At 71.7% G+C, this 20,080-nt stretch carries 21 protein-coding genes; 11 read left to right on the forward strand and 10 right to left on the reverse strand.

Annotated features, from left to right (window positions below; all coding sequences use genetic code 11):
* Position 1: 1 nt before the first annotated feature.
* Positions 2–739, reverse strand: a complete 738-nt coding sequence (locus I4Q55_RS08715; protein WP_206785529.1) for a GAF and ANTAR domain-containing protein — start codon at positions 737–739, stop codon at positions 2–4.
* A gap of 105 nt (positions 740–844) precedes the next feature.
* Between I4Q55_RS08715 and I4Q55_RS08720 the strand changes: the two genes are divergently transcribed.
* From I4Q55_RS08720 to I4Q55_RS08735, 4 genes are all read left to right on the forward strand, one after another.
* Positions 845–1,591: a GAF and ANTAR domain-containing protein gene (locus I4Q55_RS08720; RefSeq protein WP_206785530.1), complete on the forward strand. Its 747-nt coding sequence runs from the start codon at positions 845–847 to the stop codon at positions 1,589–1,591.
* A gap of 9 nt (positions 1,592–1,600) precedes the next feature.
* Positions 1,601–2,521, forward strand: a complete 921-nt coding sequence (ligD, locus tag I4Q55_RS08725; RefSeq protein WP_206785531.1) for a non-homologous end-joining DNA ligase — start codon at positions 1,601–1,603, stop codon at positions 2,519–2,521.
* A 276-nt stretch (positions 2,522–2,797) separates the two neighbouring features.
* Positions 2,798–3,217: a DUF6292 family protein gene (locus tag I4Q55_RS08730; protein WP_206786381.1), complete on the forward strand. Its 420-nt coding sequence runs from the start codon at positions 2,798–2,800 to the stop codon at positions 3,215–3,217.
* Between the two features lie 118 nt (positions 3,218–3,335).
* The gene (locus I4Q55_RS08735) at positions 3,336–3,677 is read left to right on the forward strand and encodes a DoxX family protein (RefSeq protein WP_206785532.1); all 342 of its coding nucleotides are present in this window, start codon (positions 3,336–3,338) and stop codon (positions 3,675–3,677) included.
* Here the strand turns inward: I4Q55_RS08735 and I4Q55_RS08740 are convergent.
* Entirely contained in the window at positions 3,635–4,501 is an 867-nt protein-coding gene (locus I4Q55_RS08740; protein ID WP_206785533.1) for an alpha/beta fold hydrolase, read from the reverse strand. The two genes, I4Q55_RS08735 and I4Q55_RS08740, sit on opposite strands and share 43 nt — an antisense overlap.
* A gap of 43 nt (positions 4,502–4,544) precedes the next feature.
* The gene (locus tag I4Q55_RS08745; RefSeq protein ID WP_206785534.1) at positions 4,545–5,567 is read right to left on the reverse strand and encodes an alpha/beta hydrolase family protein; all 1,023 of its coding nucleotides are present in this window, start codon (positions 5,565–5,567) and stop codon (positions 4,545–4,547) included.
* A gap of 115 nt (positions 5,568–5,682) precedes the next feature.
* On the opposite strand from I4Q55_RS08745, the gene I4Q55_RS08750 reads away from it, so the two are divergent.
* The 3 genes from I4Q55_RS08750 to I4Q55_RS08760 all read left to right on the forward strand — a co-directional run bounded on the left by I4Q55_RS08750 (position 5,683) and on the right by I4Q55_RS08760 (position 8,015).
* Positions 5,683–6,345, forward strand: a complete 663-nt coding sequence (locus I4Q55_RS08750; protein WP_206785535.1) for a hypothetical protein — start codon at positions 5,683–5,685, stop codon at positions 6,343–6,345.
* Positions 6,345–6,896: a DUF6529 family protein gene (locus I4Q55_RS08755; protein ID WP_206785536.1), complete on the forward strand. Its 552-nt coding sequence runs from the start codon at positions 6,345–6,347 to the stop codon at positions 6,894–6,896. The genes I4Q55_RS08750 and I4Q55_RS08755 overlap by 1 nt, the downstream gene beginning before the upstream one ends.
* 201 nt (positions 6,897–7,097) lie before the next feature.
* On the forward strand, positions 7,098–8,015 hold the full coding sequence (locus I4Q55_RS08760; RefSeq protein ID WP_206785537.1) for a DUF3800 domain-containing protein: 918 nt from the start codon (positions 7,098–7,100) through the stop codon (positions 8,013–8,015).
* Positions 8,016–8,088: 73 nt separating this feature from the next.
* Here I4Q55_RS08760 and I4Q55_RS50120 read toward each other — a convergent pair whose 3' ends face one another.
* Complete coding sequence (locus tag I4Q55_RS50120; protein WP_277991868.1) at positions 8,089–8,217, reverse strand: hypothetical protein; 129 nt, start codon at positions 8,215–8,217, stop codon at positions 8,089–8,091.
* 227 nt (positions 8,218–8,444) lie between these two features.
* Entirely contained in the window at positions 8,445–11,459 is a 3,015-nt protein-coding gene (locus tag I4Q55_RS08765) for a tetratricopeptide repeat protein (protein ID WP_206785538.1), read from the reverse strand.
* A gap of 399 nt (positions 11,460–11,858) precedes the next feature.
* On the opposite strand from I4Q55_RS08765, the gene I4Q55_RS08770 reads away from it, so the two are divergent.
* On the forward strand, positions 11,859–12,950 hold the full coding sequence (locus tag I4Q55_RS08770; RefSeq protein WP_206785539.1) for a ThiF family adenylyltransferase: 1,092 nt from the start codon (positions 11,859–11,861) through the stop codon (positions 12,948–12,950).
* Between the two features lies 1 nt (position 12,951).
* Here I4Q55_RS08770 and I4Q55_RS08775 read toward each other — a convergent pair whose 3' ends face one another.
* The gene (locus I4Q55_RS08775) at positions 12,952–15,108 is read right to left on the reverse strand and encodes a tetratricopeptide repeat protein (protein ID WP_206785540.1); all 2,157 of its coding nucleotides are present in this window, start codon (positions 15,106–15,108) and stop codon (positions 12,952–12,954) included.
* A 138-nt stretch (positions 15,109–15,246) separates the two neighbouring features.
* On the opposite strand from I4Q55_RS08775, the gene I4Q55_RS08780 reads away from it, so the two are divergent.
* A complete protein-coding gene (locus tag I4Q55_RS08780) occupies positions 15,247–16,125 on the forward strand; it encodes an NAD-dependent protein deacetylase (RefSeq protein ID WP_206785541.1) in 879 nt (292 codons plus the stop codon).
* 553 nt (positions 16,126–16,678) lie between these two features.
* On the opposite strand, the gene I4Q55_RS08785 is transcribed toward I4Q55_RS08780, so the two are convergent.
* Entirely contained in the window at positions 16,679–17,620 is a 942-nt protein-coding gene (locus I4Q55_RS08785) for an NAD(P)/FAD-dependent oxidoreductase (RefSeq protein ID WP_206785542.1), read from the reverse strand.
* Positions 17,621–17,697: 77 nt separating this feature from the next.
* Between I4Q55_RS08785 and I4Q55_RS08790 the strand changes: the two genes are divergently transcribed.
* Entirely contained in the window at positions 17,698–18,285 is a 588-nt protein-coding gene (locus I4Q55_RS08790) for a helix-turn-helix domain-containing protein (RefSeq protein ID WP_206785543.1), read from the forward strand.
* Here the strand turns inward: I4Q55_RS08790 and I4Q55_RS08795 are convergent.
* Positions 18,282–18,770, reverse strand: a complete 489-nt coding sequence (locus tag I4Q55_RS08795) for a GNAT family N-acetyltransferase (protein WP_206785544.1) — start codon at positions 18,768–18,770, stop codon at positions 18,282–18,284. The two genes, I4Q55_RS08790 and I4Q55_RS08795, sit on opposite strands and share 4 nt — an antisense overlap.
* A gap of 18 nt (positions 18,771–18,788) precedes the next feature.
* On the opposite strand from I4Q55_RS08795, the gene I4Q55_RS08800 reads away from it, so the two are divergent.
* The gene (locus tag I4Q55_RS08800; RefSeq protein WP_206785545.1) at positions 18,789–19,358 is read left to right on the forward strand and encodes a helix-turn-helix domain-containing protein; all 570 of its coding nucleotides are present in this window, start codon (positions 18,789–18,791) and stop codon (positions 19,356–19,358) included.
* Here I4Q55_RS08800 and I4Q55_RS08805 read toward each other — a convergent pair.
* Positions 19,333–19,911 carry a TetR-like C-terminal domain-containing protein gene (locus tag I4Q55_RS08805; RefSeq protein ID WP_242545613.1) on the reverse strand — a complete coding sequence of 193 codons (579 nt, stop codon included), beginning with the start codon at positions 19,909–19,911 and terminating at the stop codon, positions 19,333–19,335. The two genes, I4Q55_RS08800 and I4Q55_RS08805, sit on opposite strands and share 26 nt — an antisense overlap.
* On the reverse strand, positions 19,802–20,044 hold the full coding sequence (locus I4Q55_RS08810) for a hypothetical protein (RefSeq protein ID WP_206785547.1): 243 nt from the start codon (positions 20,042–20,044) through the stop codon (positions 19,802–19,804). Before I4Q55_RS08810 ends, I4Q55_RS08805 begins: the two co-directional genes overlap by 110 nt.
* Between the last annotated feature and the right edge of the window lie 36 nt (positions 20,045–20,080).

Below are 20,080 nucleotides of genomic sequence, written 5' to 3' on the forward strand. Positions count from 1 at the left end.
CTCACCCTTCCCGCGGCTCGGGGCCGACGAGCCGGGCGGCGGTTTCGGCCGGACTGGTCCCGTGGCCGCGGGCCAGCGAGAGCAGACGGTCGAAGGCGGCGTCCTCGCCGAGGCCGTCCCGGCCCATGAGGAAGCCCTTCGCCAGGGTGATCAGGTCCCGGTCGCGGAGGGTGAGCTTGAACTGGTCGCTGAACCGGCTGGCCCGTTCGTAGGCGCGGGCGTTGGCGACGAGCACGGCGGCGCGCTCGGCGAACGTCGCCAGTGCCCGCTCGTCGGCGGGCCCGAAGGCGCCCGGAGTGGTCGCGTAGATCTTGATGGCGCCGTGGCAGCCGTCTTCGGTGACCATCGGCGCGGTGACGGCCGATCGCAGCCCCGACCCGGCGACCGCGGCACACCACCGTCGCCACCGTCGCTCCGTGGCGACGTCGTCGATCCGCTGCGGCGAGCACCCGGCCAGGGCGGTCATGCAGGGACCGTCGTCCAGCTCGTACTGCAGGGCGTCCGCTTCGCGCACCAGCGGGGCCGACGCGGTGGAGGTGACGAACCCGCCGTCGGCGTCGACGAGCGTCACCCCCACGCCGTCCGCCGCGGTGATCGTCGCGCTCGCCAGCGAAACGATCAGCTCCAGCACCGAATCCACGGATTCCCGCGACAGCAGCAGCCCGGACATCCGGGCGGCGACCGCGGCCAGCTCACCGTCCAGCGGCAGCTCGCCCGGCGAGGCCTGTTCCGACGACATGGCCGCCGGTTACCAACCCGCCGCCCCCGGCAAACGTCGGCGGACATGGATCGGCGGCGGAGTGGGTACCCGAGGGCACTTCGCGCCCGAGCGGGAGGAGCAGACATGGAACGGCCGGACCCCATCGCCCCGGCGTCACCGCTGTTCGACGAGGTCACCGGGGCGCTGGAAACCCTCGCGGCGGTCCTGCGGGAGGAGGACGACTTCCGGATCCTGCTGCAGCACGTGTGCCTGCAGGTGCGGCACGCCGTCCCGGGGGTCGACGAGGCTTCCGTCACGCTGGTGACCGGGGAGGTGCCGCACACGGCGACCGCGACGAGCGCCGGGGTGGGCGAGCTCGACGGCGAGCAGTACCGGATCGGCGACGGCCCCTGTCTCGAGGCGATGCGCGGCGGCAAGATCGTCCGGACCACGATGGCCGACGCGCTCGAGCGCTGGCCGGGCTTCGCCGGCGCGGCGCGGGAGGCGGGCTTCGGGAGCTTCCTCGCCGCCCCGCTGGTCGCCGACGAGCAGTTCTCCGGCGCGGTCAACTGCTACGGACGGCAGGACGACGGCTTCGAGGAGGTCGAAGCTCAGCTGCTGGAGCTCTACACGGCCGCGGTGGAGGCGATCCTCCGCGTGTACCACCGGTACCTGCGGGCCCGGGAAACGGCCGAGCACCTGCGGACCGCGCTGACCTCGCGCGCGGTCATCGACCAGGCCAAGGGCATGCTGATGGCGATCCGCCAGGTCGACGCCGACGACGCCTTCGCCCTGCTGGTGGAGCAGTCGCAGCGGGAGAACGTCAAGCTGCGCGAGGTCGCCGAGCGGTTCGTCGCGCGGGTGGTCTCCGGGCACGTCCGGCCGCGGTAACGTGGAGCCGTGGCGGGGAGCCGGATCACGGTGCGGGTCGGCGAGCGGCAGCTGACGCTCTCGAACCTCGAGAAGGTGCTCTACCCGCGGCACGGCTTCACCAAGGGCGAGGTGCTCGACTACTACACGCGGATCGCGCCGGTGCTGCTGCCGCACGTCCGCGACCGGGCGATGACGTTCGTGCGCTTCCCCGACGGTGTCGCCGGCGGCTCGTTCTTCGAGAAGGACGTCTCCCGGCACGCCCCGGACTGGGTCCCCACCGCGCGCCTGGCCGTCGGCGGCCGGCGCAAGGACCCCGAGCTCGTCGCGTACCCGCTGATCAACGACCTGCCCGAGCTCGTGTGGGCGGCCAACCTCGCCGCCCTCGAACTGCACGTCCACCAGTGGACCGTCGGACCCGGCGACGAGCGCGGCACCCCGGACCGGCTGGTGTTCGACCTCGACCCCGGTCCCGGCACGACGGTGGTCGACTGCTGCCGGGTCGCCGAACGGCTGTACGACGTCCTGGTCGAGGACGGGCTCACCCCGGTGGCGAAGACCAGCGGTTCGAAGGGCATGCAGCTCTACGCGGGCGTCGTGACCACGGATGGCGGCGAGCCGTCGAGGTACGCGAAAGCGCTGGCCGAGCGGCTCGCCGCCGAGACGCCGGACCTCGTCGTGGCGCGGATGACGAAGGACCTGCGGCCGGGCAAGGTCTTCATCGACTGGAGCCAGAACAACCCGTTCAAGACCACCGTGGCGCCGTACTCGCTGCGCGGGCGCGACGAACCGACGGTGTCGGCCCCGGTCACGTGGGACGAGGTCCGCGCGTGCCGGCACGTCACGCACCTGAGGTTCACCGCGGACGACGTCCTGGCGCGTGTCGACGACCTCGGAGACCTTTTCGCCGATCTGGAGCGCACCCGGGTGCCGATTCCTACCTTCGGCTGAACTTCGGTCGCGGAAATTCCCGGACGTGTGCTCGTGTCGGTTTTCCGGAAATTGCCGAAAACTGCGTCACCTGCGGATTTGATCGTCCACAGTGGATCGCTGCACGTGCAGACGAGCGTGTCGCTGCACGACGCGGAGATGGGGGATATTCGGCGGTGGGCCGAAGTCGGCGAACTCGGTACGGTCTACGCACGAAGCGCGGCGGCCGTCGCGGTGGCGAACGACAACGACGTGGCGGCCGTCGCCGGTCTTGTTGAATCCGGCGAAAGGAAACGGGTGTCCGGCCTGATCGACACCGATCTCGAATTCTGGTTCCAGCGCGGGCTGCGCGCGTATCTGGGCGAGGTGGCGCGTGCGCTCGGCTTCGGCCTGGAATCCTGCACCGTGGACGTCGACGTCCCGGTGTCGGCGTACGTGGCGGTGGACTGGCGGCTGCGCCGGTTCCCCGAGCGCGACGTGGCGCTGCTCTGGGACGAGGTGCACGGCTGGGCGGTCGCGGTCGAGGCGGCGTGCGGGGAGGACATGATCGTGCTGTCCTACCTCGGCGGCGCGGACGTCCTGCCGCCGCCGCGCGAGGTCGTGCGCTTCCTGACGGCGCTGCGGGCCGGCGCCCGGGTGCCGGGCGGGCCGGGTTCGCCGGTGCTGCGCCGCGCGGGCCGCCACCAGGAGCTCCTGCCGCTGCTGCCGGCCCGCTGACTCTCGCGAGTGGACCGTGACCGGCGTCATGTGCGCAGCTGTCACATCGGTCCGGGCCGCGGAGTCGAGCGGGGTGACGGACCCCGGAACCGGGGGCCGCGGATCCCGAGGAGTCCCGATGTCCACCGCTCACCTGATCGTCACCATCGCCGCCGCGGCCTGGGTCGGCTTCTCGGCCATTTCGATGTTCGCCCGCGCGAAGTGGGTCGTCGAGCCGATCACCGGGTACGGCGTGCCGCGGGCGTGGTGGAACTGGCTCGGCACGGCCAAGGCGGCCGGCGCGGCGGGGCTGCTCGCCGGGCTCTTCTGGCCGCCGCTCGGTGTGGCGGCGGCGATCGGCCTGGTCCTGTACTTCGGCGGCGCGCTCGTCACCGTGGCCCGCGCGCGGTCGTACGCGCACCTGGCCTTTCCGGTGCTCTACCTCGCGCCGGTGGTCGGTTCGCTGGTCCTGCTGCCCTGATCGGCGAGCCAGGTGAGGACGTCGGCGGCGTGGCGCAGCACGGACAGGTGCCCGTCGCCGGGCGAAGGCCGGTATTCGGCGTCCGGGCACCGCTCGGCGAGCCACGCGCTGTGCGCGGCGGGGATCATCCGGTCCTGTTCGCCGTGCACGAGGAGGACGGGCGCGGTGATTCGCGCGGGGTCGCCGCCCCACGGCGCGACATAGGCGAGGTCGTCGTCGATCAGCCCGCCGCGCCCGTCCGCGAGCGCCGCGCGGGCGACCTCGTCCAGCCACGACCACGACCCGCGGAGCGCGGCCATGTCGGCGGCGGTGAAGACCTCGGGATCGAACTCGGCGGTGTCCTCGTGCTTCTCCTTGGCGGCCCGCCCGGCGGCGGCCGCCCGCAGCGACGCGGCACTGGCGTCGGCCATGCCGCCGAACCAGTCGAGCCCTTCGGCGTCGAACGGCGCCACCGCGGCCAGGCTCGCGACGGCGCGCACCCGGTCTGGCAGCAGGGCGGCGCAGGCGAGAGCGTGCGAGCCGCCACCGGAGTGCCCCAGCAGCGCGAAGCTCCCGATCCCGAGCGCGTCGGCGACCGAGGCGACGCACCCGGCGACGTCCCCGACGGTCCGCCCCGGCACGGCGGTGGAGGTGCGGTAACCGGGCCGGTCGAAGGAAACGAACCGCACCCCGAGTTCCGCGGCGAGCGGCAGCAGGGGGCCGGGCGGCGCCCCGGTGTTGGGGGTCCCGTGGTGCCAGAAGACGGCGAGCCGGCCGGGGCCGCCGGTGTCGTAGACGTGCAGGGCGCGCCCACCGGGCAGTGCGAGCTCGGTCTCGGTGACCATCAGCCGACCCTAGCGAAGGCGGCGGCGGACCGGTGAGCCGCGATCAACGGGCCAGCCGTTCCGCCAGCCAGGCCAGTGAAAGCGGGTACCGGTAGTCGATCCCGCCGTGGCCGGCGTCGAACAGCTCGAAGTACACCCGCTCGTCCGGCAGGCCCGCCGCCGCCACCTCCGCGCGGAACGCCTCCGCGCCGACGTCCAGGAAGTACTCGTCGCTCGTGCCCGCGTCGATCCATACCGCGCGCAGCGAGCGGACCGCCTCCGCGTGGCGCGCCACCATCCGGACCGGGTCCCAGGCCAGCCAGCGCTGCCACTGCTCCGGCCGCAGCGCTCCGGTCAGCGGGTCGAACGGCAGCTCCGGCGTCCCGTCCTCGGCCGCCGAGAAGCACGCCGAAACACCGAGCACCGTCAGCAGGGCGTCGTCTTCGGGCCTGGTGAACGCCGGGCGGCTCCGGAAGTCCGCCCACCACGCCTGGATGTCCTGGTCGTACCCGCGCAGCGCGCGGACCGCCTTGCCGAATTCCTGGACGTAGGACAGCTCGTACAGCGCGTCGCCCGCGTGCGTCGCCAGCGCGCCGAACACGTCCGGCCGCAGCATCGGCGTGATCATCGCGCCGTACCCACCCGACGACTTGCCCGCGATCGCCCGGGATTCGCGGTCCGGGATGGTCCGGTAGTGCTCGTCGACCCACGGCACGATCTCGTCGCACAGGTACGAGTGGTACCGGCCGGTGCCCGGCGAATCGACGAACTGCGAGCCGCCGTACGCGGTCCACGCGTCGACGTACACCACTACGCACCCCGGCGCGCTGCCGGCGAAGACGGCGTCGGCCGTCTCCACGAACGGCTGCCGGAACGGCGTCCGGTTGGCCCACATCGTCAGGTGCCCGGTGTAGCCCTGGATGACGTACACCGCCGGGTACCGCTCGCCGCCGTCGTCGTAGCCGGGCGGGACGTACACCCACAGCGGCCGCTCGAACGGGTCGCCGAGCGGATTGCCGCGCAGCAGCGCGGAAGTCACGGTGTGCCGGTCGAGCCTTCCGGCGAGTTCGCCGTCCCAGGGCAGCATGCGGCCAGTCAACCACGCCCACCCGGTTGCGGGGGCTGAGCAATACCTCTTGGCGACGCGTAACGTGAGCCGTTTCGCCCGAAGTTCGTGTTTCGCACGCGGTGGTGGGAAGAGAATGAGACATCCGGGGCCGTTGTTCACCTTGCTCGCCGGAGTGGTGCTCGCGGGCGGGATCGGCATCGTCAACGTGGCGACGGGGACCGGCGCGGAGCCGGTCGCCGGGACCGCGAGCGCGGTGGGCGTCACGACCACCGCGCCACCCGCGACGACGTCGGAACCGCCGAGGCCCGAGGTGCCCGCGCGAGCGGACTTCGCCGGACGGGTGACCGGCGGTGGTGCGTCGATCGCGGTGTCGGCGCGTGACGGCCACGCCATCGCGTACGTCTGCGACGGCAAGAAGGTCGAAGCCTGGCTCCAGGGCGTCACCGTCGGTGGGGCACTGGACCTCAGGGGCGCGCCGAACGCGAGCCTGACAGGCAGTTTCGACGCCACCTCCGCCACCGGGACGGTGATGGCGGCGGGCAGGACGTACCGGTTCACCGTGCCGGCGGCGAAGAAACCCGCAGGCCTCTACCGCGCGACACCGACGGTGCGGGGCAAGGCGGCGAAGATCGGCTGGATCGTGCAGACCGACGGCACCCAGGTCGGCATCCTCACGACGGACGGGGATTCGACGGCCGCTCCCGCGCTCGACCAGGCCGCCGGCACCGCGGTCGTCGACGGCACCCCGGTGCCGGCCGAGGCGATCAGCGGCCTGGCCGGGACCGGTGACTTCTGATGGCCGCCCCGGCCGCGGGCCACCGCGCCGCCGTCGTGCTCGTCGTGCCGCTGGTGGCCGGCGCCGCGGTTTCGGTGGCGCTCGGCGTCTACGGCAGCCTGCACCCGCCGACCGGGGTCGCGGTGAACGTCGCGGGCTTCTCCGGCCCGCAGCCGGTGAAGGCCTGGCTCGCCACGGTCGTCGTCGTGCTCGCCCTCGTTCAGCTGGTCTCGGCGCTGGCGATGTACGGCAGGCTCGGCGGCGGCGCGCCCGCGTGGGTCGCGCCGGTGCACCGGTGGTCGGGCCGGCTGGCCTTCCTCGTGTCGATCCCGGTGGCGATGCACTGCCTCTACGCGCTCGGGTTCCAGTCGTTCGACACGCGGGTCCTCCTGCATTCGCTGCTCGGGTGCTTCTGCTACGGCGTGTTCGTCGCGAAGATGCTGTTGCTGCGCAAGGACGGCGCGCCCGGGTGGGCGCTCCCGGTGGTCGGCGGCCTGGTCTTCACCACGCTGGTCGGGCTCTGGCTGAGCGCGTCGCTGTGGTTCTTCACCCGGTTCGGCTTGGTCTTCTAGCGGGCGGAGGACGAAAGTGCGCAACGACGACGTCGACCCGGTGCTGGCGCGCCGGACGGCACTCGCGGTCCTCGGCGCCGGGCTGGCGGCCGGCATCGCAGCCCTTGGCGAAGAAGCCGATCACGGTCACCGGCGGCAAGATCACCCTGGGGTAGGTAATCCGGTCGCTGCCCGCCGGGCTCCTCTGGCACGATCGGGCGGGTGCGCCCGGTCGAGATCGCCTGCGACGAATCGGGCTCGGAGGGCGAGAACCTCCTCGGCGGCGAGACGGACGTCTTCGCCCACGCCGGCGTCCGGATGTCGTCGTCGGCGGCGGACGCGTGCGTGCGGGAGATCCGCGCCCGCGTCGGCTCGCCCGCGGAGGAGTACAAGGCCAACCACCTGCTCCGCGCCAAGCACCGAGCGGTCCTCGAGTGGCTGCTCGCCCCGGACGGCCCCCTCGCCGGCCGCGGCCACGTGCACCTGACCGGCAAGACGTACTTCGCCGTGCGCGCGGCGGTCACGCTGCTGGTCGGGCCGGGCACGGAACCGATGGCCCGCACCCTGCACCGCACGGGCCCGGCGACGTTCGGCGCGGCCCGCTGGGAGTTCTTCCTGAAAGCGTTCGTGAGCGCGCTGCGGCTGAAGCCCCGCCGCGGCGTGACGACGTCACCGGAGGACTTCTTCACCCTGGTCGACGAACTCGCGCGGGTCCCGGGCGAAGCCGGCGAGATCGTGGGCCGATTCCGCGGCGGCGCCGAGCGCGTGACCGCGTACCGTGCCCGCCTGGCGAGCGACCCGGGCGTCGTGCCGGTACTGGACCCGCTGGTATCGGCGGTGATCCACACGGTCCGGCACTGGAGCACCGACGGCACCCCGGTCGAGCTGGTCCACGACGAGCAGCTGGCGCTCACCGCCGAGCGCGTCCTCCAGCTCAAGGCCACCCTCGGCCCCCGCCTGGCAGGCGTACGTTTCGTCGATTCCCGCGACGACACCCGAGTCCAGATCGCCGACTTCCTGGCGGGCGTGGCCCGCCGCATCGCCTCCGACGAGCTCAACGGCCGCGGCGACCCCGTGTTGACGACGCTGCTGAGGTCCTTCGTCGATGCCGGTTCGGTCTGGGACGGGCCCGGCTGGTGATCACCTGGGGAGCCGGCAGTGGGACAGGACGGGTTCGCCGGGCTGTCCCACCGCCGCGGTTCGACCGGTCAGGTCACGCGATGGCGTGCGCTACCGTCTGCGAAGCGATCTTGTCGGGATTCCAGTACTGCGGGCCAACCGCGATCGCGGAGGTGATTACCAGCGCAGCCAGTGCGATACCGGCGATTTTCTTCTTTAGCATGTCTTGCCTCTATTAGTTCGGTCGTGCATCAACCGCGGAGCAAACTCACTCGGTCGTGTGCTTGTCGCCCGTTGTTGACAGTGCGGCCACTGTAGTGGACGGTCCTTGGTGGCCGTGGCGTGGGGTCTCTACCGTGAGTGGGACCAACGGCACGCACGGGTTAACCCTACTCAGAAGTAAACGACGACTTGTCGTCATTTCGTGTTACAAGGCGAGTGACATTTACTTTACTCGCGAGTATTGCCACTCCTGGCCGCGAGGGCGGCGAGGTCTTCGCGGAGGTGCTGCCCACGTTCCTCGTTCCCCAGGTCGTCGTAAATCACCGCCGAGGCGAGCCAGCCCTCCTCGGCGGCGGATAGACGTCCGGTGTCATGCAATGCGTGGCCGAGGAGGTGGAGTGCTTCGGCTTCCACTGTGGCATTCTGGTTGCGCATGGCCAGCCGCACGGCTTGGCGGGCGTAGCCGATCGCCGTGGCGTACCGCGACTGCTGGTAGTTGATCTCGGCCATGACGGAACAGGCGCGGGGACCCGCCTCCACGTCGATGATCTCCTCGATGATGGCCAGCGAGCGAAGGCTGTAGTCCTGTGCTTCGCTGTGCCTTCCCAGGCTGCACAACGTGGCGGCCACCTCGGTCAGGATTTCGGCTTCGCCGTGCCGGTTGCCGATGCTTTTCTTCAGGACCAGGGCCCGGCGGTACAGGGTGAGTGCCTCGTCGTGCTGCCGGCGCTCACGCAGGGTTTCCGCGAGCCGGTGCAGAAGCGCCGATTCGATACCTGCGTTGCGGCCTTCGCGGAGTTGGAGCAGTGCGCGGCGATACAGGCGTTCGGCGCCGTCCGAGTTGCCGATCTGGGCTTCGTAGCTTCCCAGGTGCAGCAGCGAGGTGGCGATCCAGATCGGGCTGTGGGTCTGTTGTGCGATGGCGGCGGCGAGGTGTAGTTCCCGCAAGGCTTCGTCGCGGTCGCCCAGAGCGAGGCTGATCAAGCCGAGGTCACTTCGGGAAGCGCCTTCTGCTTCGAGGTTGCCCACGGCTTGGGTCGAAGCCACCGACACGGCGTAAGCGTCGCGCAATTCGCTGTAGAAGCCGTACCTCCGGTAGATGCCGTAGAGGAAGTGGGGAAGCCGCCAAGAAAATTCGTGGTGATTCCGGTGGGCGGCCCAGGGGATGAGCCGATCGAAGTTGTTCTTTTCCGTCAGCAGCCAGCTCGCCGCGTCGTTTTCGGACGTGAATTCGACCGAAGGAATGCCGGGCACGGCCGGAAGCATCGGGACCGACGGCCGAAACGGGAACAGCAAACGGTCGACGTGGTGGCCGGCGTGCAAATAGAACGACAACAGCCGGCGCTCGGCATCTGCCCGGACGTCGGCGTGGTCCTCCGCTTCGGCGAGTTCGCGGGCGAAAGCGCGGAGCAGGTCGTGGATCCGATAGCGGCCGGGAGTACCCGTGTGGGTGAGGAAGTGGGTGCTGACGAGCACGTCGAGAGCGTGCCGGACTTCTTTCGCCGGCAAGCCGGCCAAGGCGGTGGCGGCGGGCAACGTCAGTTCCGGTGCGGGGGAGAGGCCGATGGATCGGAGCAGGTCGCGGGCATCTCCGGGAAGAGCGTTGTAGGTGACCAGAAGCGCGGCCCTCAGGTTCGCCGGCGGATCGTCCCCGTCGTCCCCGATGTCCAGCAGCCTGCTCTGGTCGCGGAGTTCGTCGGCGAACTCCGTCAGCGCGGCGCCGTGGCGGCTTTCGATGTGGTGGGCGACCAGTTGCAACGCCAAGGGGACGCCGCCGCACAACGCGGTGATCCGGGCGAGCGGTTCCTGTTCGGCGGCACCTCGCGGACCGACGCGGTTGGTCAGGACTTCGACGGCGTGCGGATCGTTGAGCGGGGTGACAGTGCAGCGCCGGGCCCCGTGCCGGCTCGTCAGCGCCGTGAGGCCTTGGCGGCTCGTGACGAGCAGGAGGCTCGGGGAGAGGGTGAACAGCAACGGCAGCACGTGTGCCGAGTTCGCCGCGTTGTCGAGCACCACCAGTGTGCGGTTCTGTGCGAGGGTCTCGCGTAGTTTCGCTTCCCGCCGGGTGCGGGTGGCCAGGCGGGCGATGGGCACGTCGAAGGCGTCGAGGAGCTCGTCGACCACGTCATCGGCTTTGACGGGCCGCCCGCCGTCGAATCCGTGCAGGTCGAGGTACAACGCCGTGTCGACCAGCTTGCCGTACTGCCGGTGCGCCCAATGCACCGCGAGCGCGGTCTTCCCGATGCCTGCCAAGCCGTCCAGGACGATCACTCCGGCCCGGAACCGCCCGTCGGCGGTGCGGGCCAGGTCGTCGAGCGTCGTCTGCAGGTCGTGATGCCCGACGAAGCCGGTGGCGGCCGGTGGAAGCAGCAGCCGGCCTCGGGGTGCCAACGGCGGCAGCAGGGTGGACGGCGCGTCCGACGGCGGCCGTGGACGGGGTAGTGAGGCCAGCCGTTCGGCGGCGACCCGTGCCCCGCGTTGCGCCGAAGTCTTGCTCGTGAGCAACAGGTTGTAGTACTTGAGGAGGTCGGCGGCCGCGGCCTGGTCGTCGTCGGCGAGGAGCAGCCTGCGGACGGAAATGTGGTAGGCGCCCATGTCGTCCGTCCGGTCCAGCTCGCGCAGTACGTGCAGACGCCGCCGGGCCAGCCCGATGTCGGTCCGGTGTTCGCGCTGGAGCTCGTCCAGTTTCTGCAGCGCGGCTTCGAAGCGTCCGAGGGCGATCAGCTCGCCCAGCAACAGCTGGTTCGCCGGCAGCCAGACATTGTGCGCCGCCGAATACCGCCAGGCCCGCGCGGGCTGCGAGGTCAGGTCCGCGAGTGGCTGCCCTTGCCAGAGCGCCAGGGCCGTCGTGGCCACCTCGCAGGCCTCTTCGTGCTCGTTTTCGCCGCTGTACCGTCGAGCGGTTTGGATGAGCTTCCGGAAGGCGAAATAATCGATTGCCGACCGATCGACGTCGAGGTGCAGTGCGCCGTCGATCGTGCGGAGGGTCGCGGGAACACCGGCATCGCGCATTGCCTTGCCGATGCGTCCGGAGTACGTGCGGAACGTGGAAACCGGATCGTTCGGTTCCGGCTCGTCGACCGACCAGACCCATTCCGCCAGCGTGGCCATCCGCATGCGCGCCTGCGGATCCGTGAGCAACGCGGCCAGCACCCTGCGCAGCTTCAGTGATCCCCAGCCGGTCGTCAAACGACCGTGCATTCGCATGGTAGTCTGCCCGAGAATGCCGAATGCGATCTCCATCCCGCCAGCTTTCCCCCCTCCTGGGATCGCTGATCTTCCTCGCCGATTTCGAGTCTCGCATTCGCTCGCGCACCCGCGCCACCGCTCTGACCTGTGATGACATTAATTTGTCACGTTCGACATGGCCATGTTCGCGCGCGGCGCTGCCGTCGACATGTCGTTGACAGCGGCGGGTTCCATGCTTCCGGTGTCCGGCAGAGCACCGACCGAGCGGAGCGTGAATGTTGGTGAAGACCCGTCAGGCGAAGCCCTTGCGTTCCTGCATTCCGGCGAAGCTCGCGGTTCTCCGTGCGCAAATCGGAAAGGAGCTGCAACGTGGTGATCGAATTCATTGAACCGGACCGTGAACCGACCTTCAGTAACCCCAACCAGCAAAGCTAGACCCCAGGAGGAATGGCCATGCAGCGACCCATGATCAAGCCGGAACACCTCCCGGTCCGCCACGGTGGCGACCGGGTCCGGATCGGGGGTGTCGTGCGCGGAATCGCCGCCGACATCAGCGATCCCGACGGGTGGGTGTGGGCGCTGCTGGAACTGCTCGACGGTTCGAGGACCCCGGACCAGGTCGTCGCCGACCTGGTCCGCCGTCACCCGGTGCGGACCGATGCCGACGTCCGGGCGGCCGTCGCCGACCTGGTCGAGGCCGGGTACGTCGAAGACGCCGGCGAGCCGGATCCCGGCGGGCTGAGCGCCGGCGAGCGGGAACGCTACCGGCGGAGCCGGGCACTCTTCCGCTGGATGGACCGCACGCCGCGCCGCACGAGCTGGGACACGCAGCTGCTGCTGCGCGGGGCGCGTGTCGTCGTGATCGGGATCGGCGGCGTCGGCTGCACCGCGGCGCAGACCTTGGTCGTGTCCGGCGTCGGGCACGTCCACTGCGTCGAGCCCGACGTTGTCGAGCTGTCCAATCTCAACCGGCAGGTCCTGTTCACCGAACGGGACCTCGGTCGCCCGAAGGCCGAGGCCGCCGTCGAGCGGCTGCAGGAACACAATTCCGAGGTCCAGGTCACCGGCGCCCGCCTCCACGTCGACGACCGCGTGGCACTGCGGACGCTGGCAACCGGCTTCGACGTCGTGCTGCTGGCCGCGGACCAGCCGCAGGAGATCCGCTCCTGGACCAACCAGGCGTGCGTGGCGACCGGGACGGCGTGGGTGCACGGCGGCTACCACGGCCCCCAGGTCAGCTGCGGGGTGTACCGGCCGGGCGCAGGTCCGTGCTACGACTGCGCCCGTGTCGCCGAACGGGAACGTCGCGCCGGGCTGCCCCGGCAGACCTTTTCGGCGGCGGTCGGCGAGGTCCCGTCCCACGCCGCCAATGCCGTGTCGGCCGGCATCGCGGGGCAGCTGGCCGCGCACGCGACGCTGAGCCTCATCACCGGTGTGCCCGCGTTGCGGACCAACTGCGAGTTCGGGTTCAACCTCGTCACCCTGCAGGACAGCTTCGCGCTCGGGCTCGAAGCACCCCGGCCCGACTGCCCGACCTGCGGCTGACTCACTCCCGGGTCGTCAGGTCCCTCGCTCGGGCGCGGAGGGTTGCGGCGCGCTCCTCGTCGAGATCGTCCAGGAGCGCGCATGCCTCCGCGAGGCACTCCGCCGCCTGGGGGACATCTCCGGTGCGTTCGAGGGAGGTCGCCGCCGTTTCCAGTGCGTCGGCGAGCAGGGTCTCGGTGCCGGCGAGTGACCGATAGAGCGCGATGGCCTGCCCGGCGTACTCGATCGCCGTGTCGTGGTCCTCGAGTCCTTGCATCGCAACGGCCAAATCGCGGAGGGCGTACGCCTCACCGACGCGGTCCGCGGTCTCGCGGCGCAGCACGAGTTCGCGTTCGGCGTGCTCGCGGGCCTGCTCGAACTCGCCCAGCCGGACGCTGATCTGGCTGAGATTGCACTCGACGACGGCTTCCGGGCGGCCGCCGCCCGCCTGCCGAGCCAGTGGCAGGGCCTGGCGGTAGAAGTCCCGCGCCTCGGCGTAGCGCTGTTGCAGAAGGCGGATCTGCCCCAAGCCGGCCAGCGCCACCTCGTGCCGGACGGCGTCGTCGAAGTCCCGCGCCAGCGCCAGCTGACGGCGGAAGTCGGCCTCCGCCTCGTCCCAGCGCCCCAGGTCCGCGAGCGTGTCGCCCCGGAAACCGAGCAGGAACGCCTCCCCGGCCCGATCCTCGGCCGCTCTGGCGGCCTCGATGCCGAGGGTTTCGGCTTCCAGCCGCACGGACCACTGGGTGCGTTCCCGGCGTCTGAGGAACCGGGCGGCCGCGGCCAGGACGACGGCGGTTCGGTACTCGGGGGCCGAGCGCAGCACCGCCAGCAAGTTCGCCTGCTCGGTGTTCAGCCACGCGAACGCCTGGGCGCGGTCGGCGAGCGGCACCTCGGGTCCAGCCGGGGGGAGTGCGATGTCCGGGTACTCGAGACCGGGGAAGACGAGCCGGTCGGCGGCCTGCGCGATTCGCGCGTACCACCTGAAGAGCCGCGACGTGGCCTCGCGTCGGCTGTCCGGGTCGTCGTCCTGCTCGGCGCGATGCGCCGCGTAGGCGTGCAGCAGGTCGTGGAACCGGTAGCGTCTCCGGCCGGCGGGCTCGATCAGGTGCACGTCGGCCAGCGCTTCCAGCAGCCGGTAGGCCTTGGCCTCGTCGACTCCGGCCACCGCCGCGGCGGCGGGCACCCCGAACTCGGCGCCCGGATGCAGGCCGAGCCGGCGGAACAGGCCGGCGTGTTCGTCCGCGAGCCGCGTGTACGACCAGTCGAACACGCTCCGCACGGCACTGCGCTCGTCTCCGCTGCTGCTCAACACGTCCAACCTGTCCCGGCCGCCGGCGATGTCGGCCACGACCTCGGCGACGCTGGTGTGGCGGCGGGTGGCGATGCGCGTGGCGGCGATCCGCAACGCCAGGGGGAGCCGGGCGCACACCTCGACGAGGTCGGCGACGGCGTCGGGCTCGGCGGCGACGCGCGTGGCCCCGAGAATTCTCCGGAGCAGCACGCGGGCTTCGGCCGGCGTGAACAGGTCGAGGGTCACCTGGCTGGCGGCCTCGGCGACGAGCAGCCCGGTGAGGCTGGCTCTGCTGGTGACCAGGACGACGCAGCCGGGGGACCCGGGCAGCAGCGGCCGGACCTGTTCGGCGGTACCGGCGTTGTCCAGCAGGATCAGCACCCGGCGGCCGGCGAGCACCGAGCGGTACATGCTGATCTGGAGGTCCGGCTCGGCGGGGATCCGGTCCTCGTCGACGCCCAGCACGTGCAGGAAGGACGCGAGGACGAGGTCCGGGCGCAGCGGGGCGCTGGGGCCGTAGCCGCGCAGATCGGCGAACAGTGTGCCGTCGGCGAAGCGGTGTTCGACTCGGTGCGCCCACTGCACGGCCAGTGCCGTCTTCCCGACCCCGGCGGTGCCGTCCAGCGCCGAGATGACCATGGCGGCCGGGCGGTTCTCGTCGCCGGCGAGCAGGAGATCGTCCAGCCGGGCGAGCTGGTCCTCACGCCCGGCGAAGTCACGCACCGCCGGGGGCAGCTGGCGGGGCACCGGCAGATCCTGGCGCCGCACCGCTGTGGAGAGGACGACCTGCCGGATGGTGCCCGCCTGCACGACGGGACCGGTCACGGTGCCCGGCAGCTGGTTCGTCACCGAGTTCGGGCCGTACTCGTGCGTCGGTTCGTCGACCATCGCCGTACCCCGCAACCCACCAGTCGAAGTTCCGGTTTACCGCATGTCATCGGGCTGTTGAGCGGAATGTGACACGGTCGACGCTCAGCGTCACCCGGATGTCGGCCGGAACCTGTCCGGCCCACGTACCCTGGTCTGGTGCGGACCCGGCCCACCCTCTCCTGGACCTCGGCGGCGGCGCCGCTGCCGCGGACGGCCAGCCTCGACGAACTGACTCGCGTCGTCGCGCGCGGGCGTGTTGCCGTGCTCAGCGGGGCCGGGCTGTCCACCGAATCCGGGATCCCGGACTACCGCGGTGAAAGCGGCAGCCTGCGCCGGCACACGCCGATGACCTACGACGAGTTCGTCACGAGCGCCGAAGGCCGGCAGCGGTACTGGGCGCGCAGCCACCTCGGCTGGCGCACGATCGCCCGCGCCGACCCCAACGACGGCCACCGCGCCGTGACGGCCCTGCGCGAAAGCGGGTACATCGACGGCGTCATCACGCAGAACGTCGACGGCTTACACCAGGCGGCGGGCACCGCGGACGCCGTCGAGCTGCACGGCAGCCTGGACCGCGTCGTCTGCCTGGACTGCCGCCGCACCAGCCCGCGCGCCGATCTCGACCGCCGGTTGCGGGCGGCCAACCCGGGCTTCGCGGGCGCGGCCACCCGGATCAACCCCGACGGCGACGCCGAGCTGCCCGCCGACGTCGTGCGCCGCTTCCGGCCCGTCGCGTGCGAGGACTGCGCGGGCGTCCTCAAGCCGGACGTCGTGTTCTTCGGCGAGAACGTGCCGCGGCCGCGGGTCGAGCAGTGCTACCGGCTGGTCGACGCCGCCGCGGCGCTGCTGGTGCTCGGCTCCTCCCTGACCGTGATGTCCGGGCTCCGGTTCGTCCGCCACGCGGCGAACGCGGGCAAGCCGGTGGTGATCGTCAACCGCGGCGAGACCCGCGGCGACCGCTACGCCTCGGTGCGGGTCGACCGGCCGCTGGGGCTCGCGCTGACCGAGCTGGCCGGCCGGCTCCGGACCGCGTGAACGAGCCGGCCCGGGCAAGTGGGGGAACCTGCCCGGACCGGCTCTGGCGACGGACCTCCACAGCCGGTCGTCGCCTGCAAGACGCCGGGACCGCCCCGGGCGTTACACCGGCCGCGACCCGTGCCACGACCAGCGGGGCACGGCCGCCCGGACGGCACGTCGCCGGGCGGCCCGGGGTGGCTGAGCACCTCGGGCACGGCCCGTTCCGCGCAGCCTAGGCCGATCTGTCACAGTCGAGTAGCACTTCAGCGTAGGCAGAAGTCGACCACTACCGCAGGGCCGCGTCGCCGTCACCGACGCGCACCCGGAGCGTCGCCGAGTGGTCGCCGCGCTCGCGGGAAACCGTGGCGGGCCGCCCCTGACCTCGGCCCAGTACCAGGCAAGCCGCTCGACGTGCCGTGGGTGCTGCCCGGGGTGGGCGAAGGGGCGGTTCGGCTCCGGATCGGCCCGGCAGCGCTCGCGGTGGCCGGCGCGCGGAACGCGGGGTCGCCGCCGGCGAATTCCTCCAGCGTCGGACCCGCCCCGCCGAGCCTGGGCGCCGGACGTCAGGACGTCAGCGCGCCCCGGCCGCCGCGCGTTCGGCGGCGGGGGAGAAGCCGCCGAACGCGTCGACCGCCCGCCGGACGTCCTCGGTGACGAGGTCGTGGTTCAGCGCCCCGGCGGCGGCCGCGCCCTGGGCCGCGGCGATGATCACGGTCGCCCGCGCGTCGACGACGTTCCCCGCCGCCCACACACCCGGGACGCCGGTCTTCCCGGAAGCGTCGACGTCGCCTTCGACGTAACCGAGGTCGCGCAGCAGCCCGTCGTGCGGGACCGTCCGGGAGCGGAGGAACAGTGCCGCCCGCGGCACGAACCGCGCCCCGAGCTCGACGCCGGTGAGGTGGCCGGCTTCGCGCCGGACAGCAGTCACAATGCCGTCGACGACGCGGATCCCGCGCGCGTCGAGCCGTTCCCGGTCCTCTTCGGACACCGCGGTGGTGTGGGCGAAGTAGACGACGTCCGGCGACCACTGGCGGACCAGGAGGGCGTGCTCGACGCTCGCGGGCTCGGTGCCGAGGACGCCGAGTGGCTGGTCGCGCACCTCGTAGCCGTGGCAGTAGGGGCAGGTCACCGCGTCGGTGCCCCAGCTTTCGCGCAGGCCCGGGATGTCCGGCAGGTCGTCGTGGACGCCGGTGGCGACGAAGACGCGCCGGGCGGTCAGTTCCCGGCCGCCCGCGAGCTTCGCGGTGAAGCCGTGATCGAGGCTCAGCACGCGGTCTTCGAGGAGTTCCACGCCGTAGCCGCGGAGTTCCTCGCGGCCGATTTTCAGGAGCTCGGACGGGGGCAGGCCGTCGCGGGAGAGAAAGCCGTGCATGTGCGACGCCGGTGCGTTGCGCGGGGCGCGGGCGTCGACGACCGCGACGCGCCGCCGCGCCCGGCCCAGCATCAGGGCGGCGCTGAGTCCCGCGGCGCCGCCACCCACCACCAGTACGTCGAAGCTGTTGTTTTCGTTCATGCCGCCACCTTGACCCCGGTATCGCGAATCCGACAACTAATGTTGCCGATTCCGGGACAAGCGGGTTTCCTGGAGACATGACGGACGCGATCACCCAGGCCCTGGCCGAGGTCGGCCCCCGGCTCAAGCGGGTCCGCACGCAACGGCGGGTCACCCTCTCCGACCTGTCGGCGGCGACGGGCATCTCGAAGAGCACGCTGTCCCGGCTGGAATCCGGCCAGCGGAAACCCAGCCTGGAGCTGCTGCTGCCGATCGCCCAGGCCCACCAGGTGCCGCTGGACGAACTGGTGGGCGCGCCCGAGGTCGGCGACCCGCGGGTCCGCATGACCGCCCGCCGCATCCCGCGGCACAACGGCGCGACGATGACCGTGCTGCCGCTGACCCGCCAGCCGGGGGCGCCGCAGGCGTTCAAGATGATCCTGGAGCCGGAGACGGGCGAACCCGATCCCCAGGTGCACGAGGGCTACGAGTGGCTGTACGTCCTGTCGGGCCGGCTGCGCCTGATCCTGGCCGACCGGGACATGACGCTGGGGCCGGGCGAGGCGGCGGAGTTCGACACCCGCCTCCCGCACTGGTTCGGCGCGGTCGACGGGCGGCCGGCGGAGATCCTCAGCCTGTTCGGGAAGCAGGGCGAGCGGCTGCACCTGCGGGCGAAGTCCCGTTAACCCAGCTCCCGCTGCATCAGGATCGTGTCGAGCCAGCGGTCCTGCTTGAACCCGACGCGGCGCAGCACGCCGGCGTCGGTGAAGCCGGCCGCGCGGTGGAGGTTCCGCGACGCCGGGTTGCCGGAGTCGACGATGACCGCGATCGCCTGCCGGGCACCGGCGTCCGCGCACCGCTTCAGCAGTTCGTCGAGCAGCCGGCGCCCGTGGCCCCGGCCGGCGGCCTCGGGGGCGAGGTAGATCGTCGTCTCGACCGAGAACCGGTACGCGGGCTTCGGCCGCCACGGCGTCGCCAGCGCGTAGCCACGGATCTCGCCCTCTTCGGCGAGAACGAGGAAGGGCCAGACGCTCTCGCGGATCTTCGCGCGCCACTGCGCCACGGTCGGCGGCGTGGTTTCGAAGGTGAAGACGGAGCCGGTGGCGTACGGCGCGAAGACGGCGGCAATGCCTTCGGCGTCGGCCTCCACGGCTTCCTCTATAGTGGACATGGTCGCTATTATAGAGGAATGATCGATCCGGTGTTGCTCGGCCGCCACCTCCACGACCTGCGCGCGGCCCGCGGTCTGGCGTTGAGTGCTCTGGCCGGGATGGCGGACGTCAGCGTCAGCATGCTGTCCGCCATCGAGCGCGGCGAGAAGACGCCGACGATCGTGGTGCTGTCCCGGATCGCCGACGGCCTCGGGCTGCCGGTGTCCCGGCTGCTGGCCGGTCTGGAGGCCGATCGCGTGATCGTCCGCCGCGCGGCGGAGCAGGACCACATCGCCGAACCCGGCGGCTGGCACCGCACGGTCCTGACCCCGGTCGTCCCCGGCGTCAACTTCGAGTGGATCCGCACGACCCTCCCGGCCGGCTGCGACGCGGGCGGATTTCCGGCGTACGCCCCGGGTTCGCACGAGTTCGTCGCCGTCGAGTCGGGGGAGTTGTGCCTGGGTGTCGGCGAGGCCGAGTACGTCCTGGCGGCGGGCGATTCGGTGTACTTTCCCGCCGACGTCGGGCATTCCTACGCGAACCGCGGCGAAGGCCCTTGTGTGTACTCCGTCGCCGCGTTGATCATGCGGTCCCGCTCGGCGGGGTGAGGCCGAGCGAGGAGATCAGCCGCGCGATCTCGTTGCGGTACAGCTTGGCGGGGTTGGTGGTCTGGGCGCGCAGGTGGCCGAGCACCTTGAGGGAGACCAGCCCGTGCAGGTGCCCCCGGATCCGCAGGCCCAGCGCGACCGCGGCGGGCGGCAGGCCGGGGAACTCGGCCTGGACCTCCCGGACGGCGTCGGGCGCGGCCCCGCCGCCGGGAGGCTCGTAACCGGGGACGGGATCGCCGTAGACGAGCCGGAAACCCTGGGGCTTGCCCAGCGACCAGTCCCGGAAGGTCTGCGCCCACGCCAGGATCCGGCCGGCCGGTCGGCTTCCGGCACGGCGTCCCGGGCGTTCTCCAGGGTGTCGGCCAGCTCGGTGCAGACGTCTTCGATCAGGGCGGTGAGCAGGTCGTCGCGGGTCGCGAAGTGACCGTAGATCGCGTTGGCCGTCATGCCCATTCCCGGGCGATGGCCCGCAGCGTGATTGCGCCGGGCGCACCGGCCGCTTCCGGATCGGCGGCGACCAGCCCGTGCTCGACGCCGGCGGCCGCAGCCGCATCTCCGTCGAAGACGCCGCCGTCGCGCTGATCGACGAAGCCGGGCTGCCGCGGTTCGTTCAGCGCCGCTTCACCGTGGGCTACCAGGAAATCGAGGTGACACGGCCGCGCGGGCCGTGCCACCCTTCCGGTCATGTTCCCCGTGTCCGACAGTGCGATGCTCGCAGGCTT

This window comes from Amycolatopsis sp. MtRt-6, assembly GCF_017308975.1.
Lineage (GTDB): Bacteria > Actinomycetota > Actinomycetes > Mycobacteriales > Pseudonocardiaceae > Amycolatopsis.

Excerpts from the sequence above, each read along its gene's own strand:
- I4Q55_RS08715 (WP_206785529.1), bottom strand. The coding sequence starts at position 739 with ATGTCGTCGGAACAGGCCTCGCCGGGCGAGCTGCCGCTGGACGGTGAG.
- I4Q55_RS08720 (WP_206785530.1), top strand. The coding sequence starts at position 845 with ATGGAACGGCCGGACCCCATCGCCCCGGCGTCACCGCTGTTCGACGAG.
- I4Q55_RS08735 (WP_206785532.1), top strand. The coding sequence starts at position 3,336 with ATGTCCACCGCTCACCTGATCGTCACCATCGCCGCCGCGGCCTGGGTC.
- I4Q55_RS08740 (WP_206785533.1), bottom strand. The coding sequence starts at position 4,501 with ATGGTCACCGAGACCGAGCTCGCACTGCCCGGTGGGCGCGCCCTGCAC.
- I4Q55_RS08745 (WP_206785534.1), bottom strand. The coding sequence starts at position 5,567 with ATGCTGCCCTGGGACGGCGAACTCGCCGGAAGGCTCGACCGGCACACC.
- I4Q55_RS08750 (WP_206785535.1), top strand. The coding sequence starts at position 5,683 with ATGAGACATCCGGGGCCGTTGTTCACCTTGCTCGCCGGAGTGGTGCTC.
- I4Q55_RS08755 (WP_206785536.1), top strand. The coding sequence starts at position 6,345 with ATGGCCGCCCCGGCCGCGGGCCACCGCGCCGCCGTCGTGCTCGTCGTG.
- I4Q55_RS50120 (WP_277991868.1), bottom strand. The coding sequence starts at position 8,217 with ATGCTAAAGAAGAAAATCGCCGGTATCGCACTGGCTGCGCTGGTAATC.
- I4Q55_RS08765 (WP_206785538.1), bottom strand. The coding sequence starts at position 11,459 with ATGGAGATCGCATTCGGCATTCTCGGGCAGACTACCATGCGAATGCAC.
- I4Q55_RS08770 (WP_206785539.1), top strand. The coding sequence starts at position 11,859 with ATGCAGCGACCCATGATCAAGCCGGAACACCTCCCGGTCCGCCACGGT.
- I4Q55_RS08775 (WP_206785540.1), bottom strand. The coding sequence starts at position 15,108 with ATGGTCGACGAACCGACGCACGAGTACGGCCCGAACTCGGTGACGAAC.
- I4Q55_RS08785 (WP_206785542.1), bottom strand. The coding sequence starts at position 17,620 with ATGAACGAAAACAACAGCTTCGACGTACTGGTGGTGGGTGGCGGCGCC.
- I4Q55_RS08790 (WP_206785543.1), top strand. The coding sequence starts at position 17,698 with ATGACGGACGCGATCACCCAGGCCCTGGCCGAGGTCGGCCCCCGGCTC.
- I4Q55_RS08795 (WP_206785544.1), bottom strand. The coding sequence starts at position 18,770 with ATGTCCACTATAGAGGAAGCCGTGGAGGCCGACGCCGAAGGCATTGCC.
- I4Q55_RS08800 (WP_206785545.1), top strand. The coding sequence starts at position 18,789 with ATGATCGATCCGGTGTTGCTCGGCCGCCACCTCCACGACCTGCGCGCG.
- I4Q55_RS08805 (WP_242545613.1), bottom strand. The coding sequence starts at position 19,911 with ATGCGGCTGCGGCCGCCGGCGTCGAGCACGGGCTGGTCGCCGCCGATC.
- I4Q55_RS08810 (WP_206785547.1), bottom strand. The coding sequence starts at position 20,044 with ATGACCGGAAGGGTGGCACGGCCCGCGCGGCCGTGTCACCTCGATTTC.